This window comes from Streptomyces sp. NPDC093089 (assembly GCF_044754405.1).
In the GTDB taxonomy this organism is placed as follows: domain Bacteria; phylum Actinomycetota; class Actinomycetes; order Streptomycetales; family Streptomycetaceae; genus Streptomyces.
This window is the reverse complement of the sequence record NZ_JBIVPA010000011.1, coordinates 94,331-108,149: the sequence shown is the minus strand read 5'-3', so window position 1 is coordinate 108,149 and position 13,819 is coordinate 94,331. Positions and strand designations below refer to the sequence as shown.

At 73.0% G+C, this 13,819-nt stretch carries 15 protein-coding genes; 6 read left to right on the top strand and 9 right to left on the bottom strand.

Translation table 11 applies throughout. The annotated features are described in order from the left end of the window. Positions 1–35 precede the first annotated feature (35 nt). The 3 genes from ACIQFX_RS25695 to ACIQFX_RS25685 form a co-directional block, all read right to left on the bottom strand. A complete protein-coding gene (locus ACIQFX_RS25695; protein WP_402467688.1) occupies positions 36–752 on the bottom strand; it encodes a class I SAM-dependent methyltransferase in 717 nt (238 codons plus the stop codon). 75 nt (positions 753–827) lie between these two features. Then, positions 828–1,340 (bottom strand): hypothetical protein, encoded by a 513-nt coding sequence (locus tag ACIQFX_RS25690; RefSeq protein ID WP_402467685.1) that lies wholly within the window; start codon positions 1,338–1,340, stop codon positions 828–830. 5 nt (positions 1,341–1,345) lie between these two features. Next, positions 1,346–1,777: an ATP-binding protein gene (locus ACIQFX_RS25685; protein ID WP_402467682.1), complete on the bottom strand. Its 432-nt coding sequence runs from the start codon at positions 1,775–1,777 to the stop codon at positions 1,346–1,348. Positions 1,778–2,048: 271 nt separating this feature from the next. On the opposite strand from ACIQFX_RS25685, the gene ACIQFX_RS25680 reads away from it, so the two are divergent. The 3 genes from ACIQFX_RS25680 to ACIQFX_RS25670 all read left to right on the top strand — a co-directional run bounded on the left by ACIQFX_RS25680 (position 2,049) and on the right by ACIQFX_RS25670 (position 4,042). Next, positions 2,049–2,924, top strand: coding sequence for a helix-turn-helix transcriptional regulator (locus ACIQFX_RS25680; protein WP_402467680.1), 876 nt, complete (start codon positions 2,049–2,051; stop codon positions 2,922–2,924). Next, positions 2,925–3,161 carry a DUF397 domain-containing protein gene (locus ACIQFX_RS25675; protein ID WP_015037566.1) on the top strand — a complete coding sequence of 79 codons (237 nt, stop codon included), beginning with the start codon at positions 2,925–2,927 and terminating at the stop codon, positions 3,159–3,161. Between the two features lie 74 nt (positions 3,162–3,235). Continuing rightward, complete coding sequence (locus tag ACIQFX_RS25670) at positions 3,236–4,042, top strand: SAM-dependent methyltransferase (RefSeq protein WP_376480286.1); 807 nt, start codon at positions 3,236–3,238, stop codon at positions 4,040–4,042. Positions 4,043–4,137: 95 nt separating this feature from the next. Here ACIQFX_RS25670 and ACIQFX_RS25665 read toward each other — a convergent pair whose 3' ends face one another. Together ACIQFX_RS25665 and ACIQFX_RS25660 are read right to left on the bottom strand one after the other, a co-directional pair. Beyond that, the gene (locus ACIQFX_RS25665) at positions 4,138–6,027 is read right to left on the bottom strand and encodes a M64 family metallopeptidase (RefSeq protein WP_402467677.1); all 1,890 of its coding nucleotides are present in this window, start codon (positions 6,025–6,027) and stop codon (positions 4,138–4,140) included. Between the two features lie 69 nt (positions 6,028–6,096). Then, a complete protein-coding gene (locus ACIQFX_RS25660) occupies positions 6,097–7,440 on the bottom strand; it encodes a 6-phospho-beta-glucosidase (RefSeq protein WP_402467674.1) in 1,344 nt (447 codons plus the stop codon). 113 nt (positions 7,441–7,553) lie between these two features. On the opposite strand from ACIQFX_RS25660, the gene ACIQFX_RS25655 reads away from it, so the two are divergent. Then, complete coding sequence (locus ACIQFX_RS25655; RefSeq protein WP_402467671.1) at positions 7,554–7,997, top strand: YchJ family protein; 444 nt, start codon at positions 7,554–7,556, stop codon at positions 7,995–7,997. Between the two features lie 15 nt (positions 7,998–8,012). Here the strand turns inward: ACIQFX_RS25655 and ACIQFX_RS25650 are convergent, their stop codons facing one another. Next, a complete protein-coding gene (locus tag ACIQFX_RS25650; RefSeq protein WP_402467668.1) occupies positions 8,013–8,897 on the bottom strand; it encodes an ArsR family transcriptional regulator in 885 nt (294 codons plus the stop codon). Between the two features lie 78 nt (positions 8,898–8,975). Here ACIQFX_RS25650 and ACIQFX_RS25645 point away from each other — a divergent pair, with 78 nt between their 5' ends. After that, positions 8,976–9,212: a hypothetical protein gene (locus tag ACIQFX_RS25645; RefSeq protein ID WP_402468229.1), complete on the top strand. Its 237-nt coding sequence runs from the start codon at positions 8,976–8,978 to the stop codon at positions 9,210–9,212. Continuing rightward, positions 9,140–9,817, top strand: coding sequence for an MFS transporter (locus tag ACIQFX_RS25640; protein WP_402468208.1), 678 nt, complete (start codon positions 9,140–9,142; stop codon positions 9,815–9,817). Before ACIQFX_RS25645 ends, ACIQFX_RS25640 begins: the two co-directional genes overlap by 73 nt. 58 nt (positions 9,818–9,875) lie before the next feature. Here the strand turns inward: ACIQFX_RS25640 and ACIQFX_RS25635 are convergent, their stop codons facing one another. The 3 genes from ACIQFX_RS25635 to ACIQFX_RS25625 all read right to left on the bottom strand — a co-directional run bounded on the left by ACIQFX_RS25635 (position 9,876) and on the right by ACIQFX_RS25625 (position 13,768). After that, a complete protein-coding gene (locus ACIQFX_RS25635; protein WP_402467665.1) occupies positions 9,876–11,969 on the bottom strand; it encodes an MDR family MFS transporter in 2,094 nt (697 codons plus the stop codon). Between the two features lie 75 nt (positions 11,970–12,044). After that, a complete protein-coding gene (locus tag ACIQFX_RS25630) occupies positions 12,045–12,239 on the bottom strand; it encodes a hypothetical protein (protein WP_051034050.1) in 195 nt (64 codons plus the stop codon). 470 nt (positions 12,240–12,709) lie between these two features. Next, positions 12,710–13,768 (bottom strand): ATP-dependent DNA ligase, encoded by a 1,059-nt coding sequence (locus tag ACIQFX_RS25625; protein WP_402467663.1) that lies wholly within the window; start codon positions 13,766–13,768, stop codon positions 12,710–12,712. Positions 13,769–13,819: the final 51 nt, after the last annotated feature.

Below are 13,819 nucleotides of genomic sequence, written 5' to 3'. Positions count from 1 at the left end.
ATCGACCGGCACTTTCGCGTGTGCCCGCGCAGTCGTCAGGCGGCGGGCTTGCGCGCCACCACGAGGCGGCAGACCGGGCTGCCGTCGTCCCGGCGGCCGAGGCTCTCGACCGGAACGAGGGAGACCTCGAAGCCCGCGTCCCGGAGCCGGGAGCGGACGTCGGCGAGGCGGAAGGTCCGGTAGTACATGACGAAGGGGGGACGCCAGACGGCGTTCCTGACGCGCATGACGGCGTCGAAGCCCCACAGGACCCAGTAGAGGCGGGAGCCGACGGGCGGCGGGGCCGCGACCGGGAAGGCGAAGGTGCCGCCGGGTCGGAGGGACGCGTGGACCTGGGCGAACAGGGTGCGCTGCTCGGCGGGGAGGAAGTGGCCGAAGGCGCCGAAGCTGACGGCCAGGTCGAAGGCCGGGGCGAAGGGGAGGGCCAGGGCGTCGGCGCGGACCAGGTCGGCTGCGGGGTGCGCGGCCCCGGCCCGGGCCAGCATGCCCGTACTGAAGTCGACGCCCGTGACGCGGCCCGCGCAGACCGAGCGGAGCACGTCGAGCCCGGCGCCGGTGCCGCAGCAGACGTCGAGCCCCGAGTCGAAGGGGCCGAGGGTCTCCAGGGTGCGGGCCACGGCGCCGAGGAGGCGGTCGGAGGTGCGGAACGGGGTCGCGTCGAACTTGTCCGCGAGCAGGTCGTATCCGTGCTCGACGGAGGAGAGGGCCTGGACGGTCAGCTCGCGGAGGCTGGGGCCCTGCGGGGTGAACATGTCCCCGAGCCTATGCCGCGACGGCCCCGGAAGCGCCCTGATCCGGCACGATCGGCGAGACCCGCCCGCGGCGCGTCAGAGCGCGCTGCCCACCGGGGGTGTCGGCCATGCCGGGGCGATGCCCGTGAGCTGGCAGACGAGCAGGTAGAGCGGGATCGGCGGGGTGTAGGGGGAGGTGCCGTCGGGGTGGTGGATGAGGCGCGGCCCGCGGTCGGGGATCTCGGCGCCGGGGGCGTAGCAGGCGGGCAGCGGCCAGGTGAGGTCGTGGTCGGAGCCGGCGGGGACCAGCCACCACCACCATTCGGCGTCCGCGTAGACGCAGCCCTTGGCGGGGAGGCGGGAGAGGATCTTGAAGCCGAAGCGGGCGGGGACGCCGACGGCGTCGCAGCCGAGGCCGGTGTGGAGGTCGACGGGGACGGCGAGGCGGATGGCGTCGAGTTCCGCGGAGTCGAGCGTCCGGGAGCCGGGCGAGGCCGAGCCGAGTCGCCTGGGCTGCGGGGCGCGGGAGTCGGCGGCGCCGCGCTGGCGCGGGACGGTGAGGGGCTCCGGCGGTTTGCGGGCCGACCGGGGGGTCAGCAGGGTGGCCATCGACCTCAGCACGGTTCCCCCATGCCGTGGGCGAGCTCCGCCCAGACGATCTGTGCGGTGCCGTGGCCGGTGCGGTCGGCGCCCCAGGCGGTGCAGAGCGCGTCGACGATGAGGAGTCCGCGGCCGCGTTCGTCCTCGCCGCAGTCGCGGATCCGGGGGTCCGCCGGGCCGCCCTCGTCGCGCACGGCTATCCGCAGGGTGTCCTCGCCCTCGCGGAGTTCGCAGATCACCCGGTCGCTCGCGGTGTGCACGACGGCGTTCGTGACGAGTTCGGAGACGACGAGGGCGACCGTGTCGCGTATCTCGGGGCCGCAGCCCCAGAGGATGAGGCGCTCCTCGGCGAGTCGGCGGGCGCGTGCGACGGATGCGGTGCGGGCCGGGAGCTCGAAGGCGAAGCGGCGGACGGGATCGGTGTGCTGCTGTGGGCGCTGGGCCATGACCCGGGGAGCTCGCGGGCTCAAGAGACCTGAGGGCTGCGCGTTACCAGAAGCCACGACCGGTTCCTCACAACAGTGGGCAGGACTGCCGTACGGCGCTGTCGCCGTGGCCTGATGGCGCACGGCGGCAGCGTGTACTGGTTCACCGGAACACTGTCCTCCTGCGTCGGACACTTGGCAAGTGGCACTCTGGAAATTGCAGAGTGCCTTGTTCTCACTGGCCCGGCTTCGTGGCACACTCGTCGAAACAGTGCGTCGGGGAGGTCTGAGAGTGAGCGAGCCGCGGTCCGCCCCCACGGTGGGACAGGTCGTTCTCGGCAGGCGCCTGCAGGATCTGCGGGAGCGGGCCGGCCTGAAGAGGGAAGAGGCCGCGAAGATCCTCCGGGTGGCCCCGGCCACCGTCCGGCGCATGGAGACCGCCGAGGTCGCGCTGAAGATCCCGTACGTCCAGCTCCTGCTGAAGGAGTACGGGATCACGGACTCCGAGGCCGAGGGCTTCATCGCCCTCGCGGAGGAGGCCAACCTCCCCGGCTGGTGGCAGCGGTTCCACGACGTGCTGCCCGGCTGGTTCTCCATGTACGTGAGCCTGGAGGGGGCCGCGAGCCTCATCCGGGCGTACGAACCCCAGTTCATCCCCGGTCTCCTGCAGACCGAGGCGTACGCCCGTGCCATTCTGCGCAGCGGGGCGGTCGGAGGCGGCAGCGACGCCGCCAAGGACGAGGACGCCGAGCGCCATGTAGCCCTACGGATGGAGCGCCAGTCCCTGCTGACCAGGGAGGACGCCCCGAAGTTCTGGGTGATCATGGACGAGACGGTGTTCCGCCGACCGGTCGGCGACGGGCCCGAGGTGATGCGCGACCAGCTCGACCGGCTGCTCGAAGCGTCCGAGTCGCCGAACATCACCCTGCAGATCGCGGAGTTCGCGTCCGGCCACCATCCCGGCACCTACGGACCGTTCGTCCTCTTCCGCTTCGCCATGCCCGAACTGCCGGACATGGTCTACAGCGAGTACCTGACCGGCGCCGTCTACCTCGACGCGCGCCCCGAGGTGGCATCCCACCTGGAGGTCATGGACCGCATGGCGGCGCAGGCCGCGACTGCACAACGCACGAAGGAGATTCTCCGGAATCTCCGCAAGGAGCTGTGAATGGATCGCATATACAACGGCATGCCCGCCGCGGAGCTCGGTGCCGAAGGATGGCACAAGCCCTGGAGCGGCGGGAACGGGGGCAACTGCGTGGAGGCCATGAAGCTGGCCGACGGCAGAGTCGCCGTGCGACAGTCCGCAGACCCTGAAGGACCAGCGCTCATCTACACCCACGGGGAGATCGCCGCTTTCATCCAGGGAGCCAAATCCGGTCAGGCTGACTTCCTGCTCACCTGAACCCTTCCGTCCCACCGCTACCATCGCGTAACTCTTGCTGTAGTGCCAGCCGTTCACCCCGACCAGGAGAGCCGATGACCCAGGACCCCGCATCCGTCCGGATCGACACCAGCAAGCCCCACCCGGCGCGGATGTACGACTGGTTCCTCGGCGGCAAGGACAACTACCCGGTCGACGAGGCGATGGCACGCCAGCTGCTCACCGTCGACGCCCGGGGCCGGGACATGGCCCGCGTCAACCGGGCCTTCATGCACCGCGCCATCCGCTGGCTCAGCGCCCACGGCGTCCGGCAGTACCTGGACGTCGGCACGGGCATCCCGACCGAGCCCAACCTGCACCAGATCGCGCAGGAGGCCGCGCCGGAGTCCCGCATCGTCTACTGCGACAACGACCCGATCGTGCTCGCGCACGCGGCCGCCCTGCTGCGCTCGACCCCGGAAGGGGCCACCGAGTACATCCAGGCGGACGCCCGCGAACCCGAGGTCATCCTCGAAAGGGCCGGAAAGGTCCTTGATTTCGACCAGCCCATCGCCCTGTCGATGCTCGCCCTGCTGCACTTCGTCGGGGACGAGGACGGTGCCTACGAGCTGGTCTCCAAGATCGTCGAGAAGCTCGCGCCGGGCAGCTACCTCGTCCTCTCGCACGTCACCGGGGACTTCGACCCCGAGGGCGCGGCGAAGGCGAGCGCCATGTACAAGGCGCGCGGGCTGACCCTGCGGCCCCGCTCGCGCGACGAGCTGGCCGCCTTCTTCGAGGGCCTGGAGTTCGTCGAGCCCGGAGTCTCGCTCACCGCCGAGTGGCACCCGGAGCTGGGCGAGCCCGTCCCGGTCCAGGGCGACGACCCCATCCCGGGGTGGGCCGCCGTGGCCCGCAAGCCCTGACCCGACCCGTACGGAGCGCGAAGGGGGCCCGTGGACCGGATTCCGGTCCACGGGCCCCCTTCACTTCCCGCCCGCTTCCCGCGCAGGAGTGCCCCCTACGGCTTCACCAGCGTCACCAGGAAGCTCCGCGCGCGGCCCACGTTCCCGGCCGCGTCGACCGTGCGGTACTCGACGGTGTGCGTGCCGTAGTCCGGGGTGGCGTCGTCCCACGGCACCGCACGGCTCCGGCCCAGCTTCCCGTACACGAGGTCGTCGATCACGGTCCCGCCGGGCGAGAAGCGGAACGGCGCGTCCGCGTCCGTCGGCCAGCCGTAGTACGTGTACCAGCCGTCGCCGTCGACCCGGAACTGGCTGATCACGGCGCCCTCCTGGTCGTCCCGCGCGGTCAGCCGCATCGTGAACGGCCCGTCGTAGACGTACTCGTCGGGCCCGTCCGTGCGCCGGACCGTGCGCAGCGGCGCCGACAGCTCGTACGAGGCCGTCGCCGGGCGGGCGTCCACCGTCCAGCGCAGCTCCTCGGCCGTCCCCGGGATGCGCGCGGTCAGCGTGTGCGTGCCGGGCGCGGGGCGGAGCGAACCCAGGTCCAGATCGCGGTCGTTGCGACCGGTCGGGCGGACCGGCCGGCCGTCGAGGCGCCAGTGCACGGCCGGGGTGCGGTCCGCCGGGTGCGTGGTGTCCGCGTGGACCACCGACCGGGCGCCGACCGGCTTCCCGGTGGGGGTGTGCCCGGTGAACGCGGCCTCCACCGGCTCCTCCCGCGTGGTGAGCGAGGGGTCCACCGACCAGGTGACCGTCCGGGTGAGCGCGGTCGAGGCCCGGACCGCGGGGTCGCGGACGAAGGGCGTCGGATCGGTCACCGTCGCCGTCAGGGTGTGCGCGCCGGGGGAGACGTCGAGGCCTCGCAGGTCGACGGTGCGCGCGCCGCGCGTGGCGAGGGTGCGGCCGTCCAGCCGCCAGGTGACGGCGAGCGCGCCGCCGACCGGGTGCAGGGTGTCCACCCACACGGTCCGGTCCGCGCCGATCGGCGCCGTGTTCGGCGTGTGGTCCTGGACCAGGTCCACCTTCGCCGAGATGGCCTTGACCATCACCTCCCGCTCCACCTGGTCGAAGGCGTAGCCGAGGGTCTTCATCAGGGAGTGGCGGCTCGGGCGCCAGACCTCCTTCGTGCTGTACAGGCCGCCCTCGTGGCGCCCGATGACCCCGCCCGCCTCGCTGTCCTCGCCGAGCCAGCGCCACCACTTGGCCCGCTGCCGCCGCATCTCCTCCTCCGTCAGGAGGGTGTGGTGGGCTGAGCCGGGCTCGGGCCCGGAGTAGGCCTCGCCCGGCACCCCGCGCGCGTAGTAGTCGTACTCGTCCTGGAGGCCGCCGAGCGAATGGCCTATCTCGTGCGGGGTGATGAGGGAGGAGAGCGCGTTGCCGCCGGAGGCCGTGGCGTAACTTCCGCCGGCACCCCCGTAGGTGGAGCTGTGGGCCAGTGCGACGATCTGCCGGTTGGCGCGGGTCGTGCCCGGGACCAGGTCGGCGAGCGCGGCGGCCTTGCGGCTGTCGACGGTGAGCAGCCGCTGCACGCTGTCCGGGTTGCAGCCGCCCCAGAAGCCCATGTCGAGGGGGGTGTCACGGGCCGGGGCGGTCAGCGCCGGGTCGCAGTCGACACCCGACTCGGGCGAAGGGACCTCCACCGCCCACACGTTGACGTACGAGCGGTACGAGGCGAACGGCTCGATGCTCCACAGCGTGTTCAGGTGCCGTTCGAGGTCGGCCCGGAAGGCGGGCATCTCCTCGGCGGTGTAACCGTCTCCCATGAACACCAGGTTGAACCGCCGGTCGGTGGGCCCGGTCGTCTGGACGGGGACGACGACGGGACCGTCACCGGGCGTCGGGGTCTCCGCGGCCGCCGGTCCCGCTCCCACGAGTCCGGCGGCCAGGAGACAGACCGCGACGGTCCGGGCCAGGCCTCTGTGTGCTCCGTTGCGCTGTGAGGTCATGGGGCGCGAGCCTAGGCGGCGCCCTCCGCCCCGTAAAGATGTTCGCCGGCCGTACGGCTCCGCGACGGTTCAGTGCCGCAGGTACGCAAGTCCCGGGTGCTCCGCCCGGTAGCCGTCCACCAGTCGGCGGGCCACCGCCACCGAGTCGACCAGCGGGTGCAGCGCGAAGGCCTTCACGGCCGTCGCCCGCGAGCCGCTCTCCGCCGCCGCGAGGACCTCCCGCTCGACCGCCTTCACCGCCGTCACCAGACCGACGGCGTGGTACGGCAGCGGGGCCACCGACACCGGGTGGGCGCCGTTCGCGTCGACGGAGCAGGGCACCTCGATCACCGCGTCCGCGTCGAGCGCGGCGAGCGTCGAGCCGTTGCGCACGTTGAGGATCAGGGTGGCGCGCTCGTCCCGCGCGATGGCCCGCATGAGGGCGAGCGCCACCTTCTCGTAGCCGCCGGACTCCAGGTCCTCCTCGTCGCGGTCCCCGGTCCCGGCGGCCTCCCGGTTGGCGGCCATGTAGGTCGCCTCCCGGTCGGCGAGCGTACGGTGCCAGGCGGCGAGCGCCGACGTGCCCGGCTTGGCCGTCTCCTCGTAGAAACCGGCCTGCTGGTCGCGGAGGTAGGCGCCGCGCGTCCGCCCGGCGGTCCGGTAGGCGTGGACCGCCTCCCGGTTGAAGTAGTAGTAGTGCAGGTACTCGTTGGGGACCGCGCCGAGCGAGCGCAGCCACTCCGGTCCGAACAGCCGGCCCTCCTCGAACGAGCCGAGCGCCTCCTCGTCGGCGAGCAGGACCGGCAGCAGGTCCCGCCCGCCGACCCGCAGCCCGCGCAGCCAGCCCAGGTGGTTGAGGCCCACGTAGTCGATCCACGCCTCGTCCGGGTCCGCGCCCACGAGCCGGGCGACCCGGCGGCCCAGGCCCACGGGGGAGTCGCAGATGCCGACGACCCGGTCGCCGAGGATCCGCGCCATCGCCTCCGTCACCAGCCCCGCCGGGTTCGTGAAGTTGATGACCCAGGCGTCCGGGGCGAGTTCGGCGATCCTGCGCGCGATGCGCACCGCCACGGGCACGGTCCGCAGCCCGTACGCGATGCCGCCCGCGCCCACCGTCTCCTGGCCGAGCACGCCCTCGGCCAGCGCGATCCGCTCGTCGGCCGCCCGGCCCTCGAGACCGCCGACCCGGATCGCCGAGAACACGAAGTCGGCCCCGCGCAGCGCCTCGTCCAGATCCGTCGTCGCCGTCACCACGGGCGCGTCCGGCACCCCCGCGCCCTGCTCCGCGAGCACCCTCGCGATGGCGGAGAGCCGCGCGTCGTCCAGGTCGTACAGGGTGACGTGGGTGATCCGGCCCTCGGCGTGGTCGCCGAGCAGGGCGCCGTACACCAGCGGCACCCGGAATCCGCCGCCTCCGAGAATCGTCAGTTTCATGCTCGTACGCTACTCGGACGAGCCCTCTGAGCAGCGGGATTCCGGCCGGACGTCCACTCCGGCGTCCACATGCCGGGCGCCGCCCCGCCGCCGCGGTGGGGGAGAATGGCGGCATGTCCCGACGCAAGCCCCGCCCCCGTACGACCACGGCCGCCGCGCCCGCCGTGACCGCGACCTCGCCCTGTCCGTGCGGCCTCGACGCCGCGTACGGCGAGTGCTGCGGCCGGTTCCACGCCGGGGCCGGCGGCACGGCGCCCACCGCCGAGCTCCTCATGCGGTCCCGCTACAGCGCCTTCGTCGTCCGCGACGAGCCGTACCTCCTGCGCACCTGGGCCCCGGAGACCCGGCCGCACGACGTCGACTTCGACCCCGCCCTGCGCTGGACCGGCCTCGACATCGAGGCCGCCACCGACGGCACCGCCTTCCACCAGCACGGCACCGTCACCTTCACCGCCCGCTTCCGCCACGACGGCGAACCCGGCTCCCTCCACGAACGCAGCCGCTTCGCCCGCCACGAAGGCGCCTGGGTCTACGTGGACGGCGACTTCATCGACTGAGAAGCGTCCCGCCGATCAGGCCGGGCCGTCCTCCGAGCCCGGCCCGAGCAGGGCCAGGCCGAGTTCGCTGGCCCGGTAGTACACCTCGCGCCGGTACCGGTGCGGGGTCACCAGACCCGCGTCCCGCAGGACCGCGAGGTGCTGTGAGACCGCACCGGGGCTCAGCCCCGTCTGCAGGGCGAGGCCCGTGGTGGTGGTCGGGCTGCTCGTACGCCCCAGGAGTCCCGCCCGGCTGCGCCCGAGGAGCCGCGCGAGCCCGTCGCCCGGCTCGGCGCGCCGCTCCCACAGGGTGCCGACGGCCCGCGCGGGGTAGACGAGGCACGGTGCGGTGCCGGACCGTCCCGGCCCGGATTCCCGTCCCGGGAGCAGGACGCAGCGGGGCGTGAAGACGCTCGGGGCGAGGGTGATCCCGCCGCCGTCCAGGGCCATGCCCCGGGCCGGGAGGCCGGCCCCGGTGAGGCGGTCCTCCGCCCACCGCAGGCTCGGGTGGAGGTGGGCGAAGACCTCCTGGATGCCGTCCTCGGCGAGCTGCCGGGTGCGGTACGCGAGGTCGGCCTCCAACACGGCCCTGATCCGGGGCCAGTACGGGCGCACACCGGCCCGCCACCAGCCGAGCAGGCCGTCCGCGTGGTCCGGCTGCCCCGTGAGCACGGCGAGTTCCTCCTCGATCTCGGCGAGGGGGCAGCGCGGCGGAGGCACGAGGGCTTCGAGTGCGGACAGCCGCGGGAGCAGGTCGGTGCGCGCCGCGCCGACGGCCAACGCCGTTTTGATCCAGGGGAGATGGAGGGCGTGGCGCCCCGGGTCGACCGTGGTGCGCAGGGCGGCGACGGACTCCCACAAGGGGGACACGGCGAACCGGAGCTGCGCCAGGTCGTCGACCCCGAACCGTATCTCTCCCACCGGCACCCCCGCCCACGAGCTTTTCATCCAGACTAAATCAATGGTCGGCCCCGTTCGCGAGTGATGGTGTTCGCCGACATGACCACCACCTCTTCCGTCCCCTCTCCTCCCCGTCCCCGGCTGCTCCGGCTGCCGGACTTCCGCCGGCTGTGGATCGGCGACACCGTGAGCCAGGCCGGAGCCGCCGTCACCGTCCTCGCGCTCCCGCTCGTGGCGATGCCTCCGCGCTCCTCCTCTCCCGGATCCGCCGTCCCGACCCCCGCCCCGCGCCGGCCCCCGGCGCCCGGCTGCGGGACGAGGTCGCGGAGGGCCTGAGGTTCGTGTGGCGCGACCGTCTGCTGCGGGGGCTGACGCTCACCGCCGCGATCTCCAACCTGTGCGGCACGATCGGCACCTCGATGCTCCTCGTGCTGCTCGCGGGAGACCTGGGCCTGTCGCCGTTCCTGTGCGGGCTCGTGTTCACGGCGGAGGCGGTCGGCGGCTTCCTGGGCAGCCTCCTCACGACCCGGATCTCCGCCCGCCTCGGCGAGGGGCGCGCGATGTGCGCCTCCGTCGTGGTCAGCGGGGCGCTGTGGCTGCTCGCGTTGCCGTTCTTCCAGGCCGACGGGCGGTACGCGCTGGCGTGCGTGCTCCAGGGACTCGGATGGACCGCCTTCATGACCTTCAAGATCAACTCGGTGGCGCTGCGCCAACGCCTCACCCCGGCCCCGCTGCTCGGCCGCGTGACGGCGACCTTCCGCTTCCTGGTCTGGGGCTGCATGCCCCTGGGAGCCCTGGCGGGCGGCCTCCTCGGCCAGTACGCGGGCGTGCGCACGGCCCTGTGGACCGGGGCCCTGGGCGAACTGGCGGCCGTGGTCCCGCTGCTGCTGGTGCTCCGGGGAACCCGGGCGGCGCGGGAGAACCGGGCGGCGCGACCGTAGGAGGCGACGCGCGGTGCGGGCCGGAACGCGGGCGGTGGCGTCCGGGCCGGGTCCTGGCTCAGCGGGTGCCCGCGCCGACCGTCTCCGGTGTGCGGGGGATGCCGCTCGCGAGGTCCTCGGCGACGATCTTCTTGGCGATGGAGTCGGTGGCGACCCGCAGTTCGGGACCGGTGGGGCGGCCGCGCTCCCGCGCGACGACGTCGGCGAGCCAGTCGCCCCAGGCGTCGGTGATGACGTCCGCCTCGCGCCTGCCCGCCGTCGTGTGGGAGAGGATGTTGCCGTCGCGGGTGAGGAAGCCCTCGTCGACCATCCGGTCGAAGACCGGGAGGAGGACCTCGGGGGGAACACGCCGCCCGGCGGAGATGAGGCCCAGGCTGGCGTGCCCGACGGTCCGGGTGTACAGCTCGACCTGCATGACGGCCCAGGCGCCCGCGAAGTCGAGGCGGGTGTCGGAGTCGCCGACGATCCTGCGGGCCGTCGCCATGTCCTGGCGGCGCAGGATCCGGCCGACGGACAGTTCGAGGAGCTTCTCCGAGTCGCCGGACATCGTGGGGGAGGCGAAGCCCTCGCCCATGTCGGGGGCGCCGGCGCGGGCCGAGTCGTGGAGCGCCACCTGCTTGAGGAAGAGGGCCACCACGAAGCCGACGGCGGCGACCGGCACGGTCCAGAGGAAGACGGTGTGGAGGGTGTCGGCGTAGGCCTGGACGATCGGCTCGGCGACCTGGTCGGGGAGCCCGTGCACGCCGGCCGGACTCTGCGCCGCCTGCGCGATTCCGGCCGGGTCGATGCCGAGGCTTTCGGCGACGGCGGCGGCCTCGCCGACGCCCGCGGTGAGGTTGGGCTTCAGTGAGTTGACGTAGATCGTGCCGAAGACCGCTGTGCCGAAGGAGCTGCCGAGGGTGCGGAAGAAGGTGACGCCGGAGGTGGCGGTGCCGAGGTCGGCGTACTCGACGGTGTTCTGCACGGCGATGGTGAGGACCTGCATGCACAGGCCGATGCCGGTGCCGAGGACGAACATGTACACCGATTCGAGCCAGGTGCTGGTCTCGGGGCCCATGAGCGAGAGCAGGTAGAGGCCGACGCCCATCACCAGGCAGCCGACGATCGGGAAGACGCGGTACTGGCCTGTCCTGCTGACCACGTTGCCGCTGAAGATCGAGGCGATGAGCAGTCCGACGACCATGGGGAGGGTGCGGATGCCCGACATGGTCGCCGACTCCCCGTCGACGTACTGCAGATAGGTCGGCAGGAAGGTCATCGCGCCGAGCATGGCGAAGCCGACCACGAAGCTGAGCACGGAGCAGACCGTGAAGACGGGGTTCTGGAACAGCCGCATGGGCAGCATGGGTTCGACCGCCCGGGTCTCCACCCAGCAGAAGAGGGCCAGCGCGATCAGGCCGCCGGCGAACAGCCCGATGATGACGGCGGATCCCCAGGCGTACTCGTTGCCGCCCCAACTGGTCGCCAGGATCAGGGCGCTGGAACCGGCGGCGACGAGCGCGATGCCCGCGTAGTCGATGACGGGGCGGCTCGCGGAGCGCACGGAGGGGATCGTGCGGGCGGCGGCGATGACGACGAGGATCGCGATGGGGACGTTGACGTAGAAGGCCCAGCGCCACGTCAGGTGGTCGGTGAACAGACCGCCGAGGAGCGGGCCGATGACGGTCGAGACGCCGAACACCGCACCGATCGCGCCCTGGTACTTGCCCCGCTCGCGCAGCGGGATGACATCGGCGATGAGCGCCATCGAGGTGACCATGAGACCGCCGGCGCCGACGCCCTGGAGACCGCGCCAGACGATCAGCAGCGTCATGTTGGTGGCGAGTCCGCACAGGAACGAGCCGGTGATGAAGACGACCGCGGAGATCTGGAAGATCACCTTGCGGCCGAAGAGGTCGCCGAACTTGCCGACGAGGACGGTCGCGACCGTCTCCGCGAGCAGGTACGCGGTGACCACCCACGACATGTGGGCGGCGCCGCCCAGGTCCGCGACGATGGTGGGCAGGGCGGTACCGACGATCGTCTGGTCGAGGGCGGCCAGGAGGACACCCAGCATGATCGTGCCGAAGACGATGTTGCGGCGGCGGCTGTCGAGCACGGGCGGCTCGGTGGCGGCCGGGGGCGCGGGCGCTGCGTCGCTGGTCGTGGTCACTCTCGCAGCGTCACACCGGCGCCGCGGGCGTGCCTCCGGGGGACCGCCGAACAGGTGGGTCCCGCCGGCCCTCCGTCAGGGGGTGACGGGCAGCTGGGGGTGGTGCTTGGCGAGGATCTTGTTGGCCCGTGCCAGCGCGGCGAGCGCGTGCTCACGGTCCGCCCGGTCCTCCGCGCACAGCGGACCCCGGAACCGGTACACCTCGCGCGCCGCGCAGTCCGCGTCGACCTCGGCCTGGAGGACGTGCAGCGGGAGACAGGAGCCGATCATCGCGGCCACGCGGTCGGGGATCGGGACGGGGACGAGGGGCGAGGGCGAGGTGATCACGGGTCAGTCCTAGTCGGTCCGGGAAGGGTGCGGAAGGTTCTCCCCTCCATACGTACCGGATGCCGGTACAGGTTCCGGTACGGGCCGGTCGCGGCTCGGCGACAGCGCGCCGGGCGCCCGCTCGAACACGGCGCCGCCCCGCGCGCCGACCGCCCGCCGACGCGGACCGGGCACGGGGGCGTTCCCGCAGGTGCGGGGGCGCGCGGGCGGCCCGCGGATTGTGCACCGACCTTGCGTATCGTCCGGAAGCCCGTCGAACGTGATCTCCGCAGAGGGGTGCGGGGGCTCCCGGATCGCCGCGGGAATGTGAAGGATCTCACTCCGCGGTCGAGAGGCTTCCGGTCGGGCCGCTCCTGTGCCGATGGGAGCCCCGGGGCCACCGGGTCCCCCGGGCCCGCCGGGACGTACGGGGTCTACGCGAGGACCTCCGCCAGGTCGTACGAGACCGGTTCCGCCAGCTGCCCGTAGCCGCAGGACTCCGGGGCCCGGTCCGGGCGCCACCGCTTGAACTGGGCCGTGTGGCGGAAGCGGTCCCCCTCCATGTGGTCGTAGCCGACCTCGCAGACCCGCTCCGGCCGCAGCGCCACCCACGACAGGTCCTTCCTGCCCGACCAGCGGCTCGGCGCGCCCGGCAGTCGCGCCTCCGCGTGCGCGGACTCCTCCGTCCAGGCCGCCCACGGGTGTCCGTCCGGCGGGTCCGTCCGGAGCGGCTCCAGCTCCTCGACCAGCTCGGCGCGCCGCCGGGCGGTGAACGCCGCGCACACGCCGACGTGCTGGAGGACGCCCCCGTCGTCGTACAGGCCGAGCAGCAGGGAACCGACCACCGGCCCGCTCTTGTGGAAGCGGTAGCCGGCCACCACCACGTCGGCCGTCCGCTCGTGCTTGATCTTGTACATGAGGCGGGCGTCCGGCCGGTACGGCAGGTCCAGCGGCTTGGCGACCACCCCGTCCAGGCCGGCGCCCTCGTACTGCTCGAACCAGCGGGCGGCGAGCGCGGCGTCCGTGGTCGCCGGCGCGAGGTGGACCGGGGCGTCGACCCCTTCGAGGACCCGCTCCAGGGCCGTCCGCCGCTCGCTCAGCGGGACGTCGAGCAGCGAGACCTCGCCGAGGGCGAGCAGGTCGAAGGCGACGAACCGGGCCGGGGTGGTCCCGGCCAGCATCCGGACCCGGGACTCGGCCGGGTGGATCCGCTCGGCGAGCCGGTCGAAGTCGAGGCGCCCGTCGTGCTCGACGACGATCTCGCCGTCGACCACGCACCGCTGCGGCAGCCGCTCCGCGAACGCCTCGACGAGCTCGGGGAAGTAGCGGTCGAGCGGCTTGCCGGTGCGGCTGCCGATGACCACCTCCGGCCCGTCCCGGTGCACGATCGCGCGGAACCCGTCCCACTTCGCCTCGTACTGCATCCCGGGCGGGATCTTCTTCACGGCCTTGGCGAGCATCGGCTTCACGGGCGGCATCACCGGGAGATCCATGGGGTGATTGTCTGGTATGCGCGAGTTGTCGGCGAGCCCTAGGCTGGCCCG

Coding starts and splice junctions, on each gene's coding strand:
- ACIQFX_RS25695 (WP_402467688.1), bottom strand. CDS start 752: ATGTTCACCCCGCAGGGCCCCAGCCTCCGCGAGCTGACCGTCCAGGCC.
- ACIQFX_RS25690 (WP_402467685.1), bottom strand. CDS start 1,340: ATGGCCACCCTGCTGACCCCCCGGTCGGCCCGCAAACCGCCGGAGCCC.
- ACIQFX_RS25685 (WP_402467682.1), bottom strand. CDS start 1,777: ATGGCCCAGCGCCCACAGCAGCACACCGATCCCGTCCGCCGCTTCGCC.
- ACIQFX_RS25675 (WP_015037566.1), top strand. CDS start 2,925: ATGGATCGCATATACAACGGCATGCCCGCCGCGGAGCTCGGTGCCGAA.
- ACIQFX_RS25670 (WP_376480286.1), top strand. CDS start 3,236: ATGACCCAGGACCCCGCATCCGTCCGGATCGACACCAGCAAGCCCCAC.
- ACIQFX_RS25665 (WP_402467677.1), bottom strand. CDS start 6,027: ATGACCTCACAGCGCAACGGAGCACACAGAGGCCTGGCCCGGACCGTC.
- ACIQFX_RS25660 (WP_402467674.1), bottom strand. CDS start 7,440: ATGAAACTGACGATTCTCGGAGGCGGCGGATTCCGGGTGCCGCTGGTG.
- ACIQFX_RS25655 (WP_402467671.1), top strand. CDS start 7,554: ATGTCCCGACGCAAGCCCCGCCCCCGTACGACCACGGCCGCCGCGCCC.
- ACIQFX_RS25645 (WP_402468229.1), top strand. CDS start 8,976: ATGACCACCACCTCTTCCGTCCCCTCTCCTCCCCGTCCCCGGCTGCTC.
- ACIQFX_RS25630 (WP_051034050.1), bottom strand. CDS start 12,239: ATGATCGGCTCCTGTCTCCCGCTGCACGTCCTCCAGGCCGAGGTCGAC.
- ACIQFX_RS25625 (WP_402467663.1), bottom strand. CDS start 13,768: ATGGATCTCCCGGTGATGCCGCCCGTGAAGCCGATGCTCGCCAAGGCC.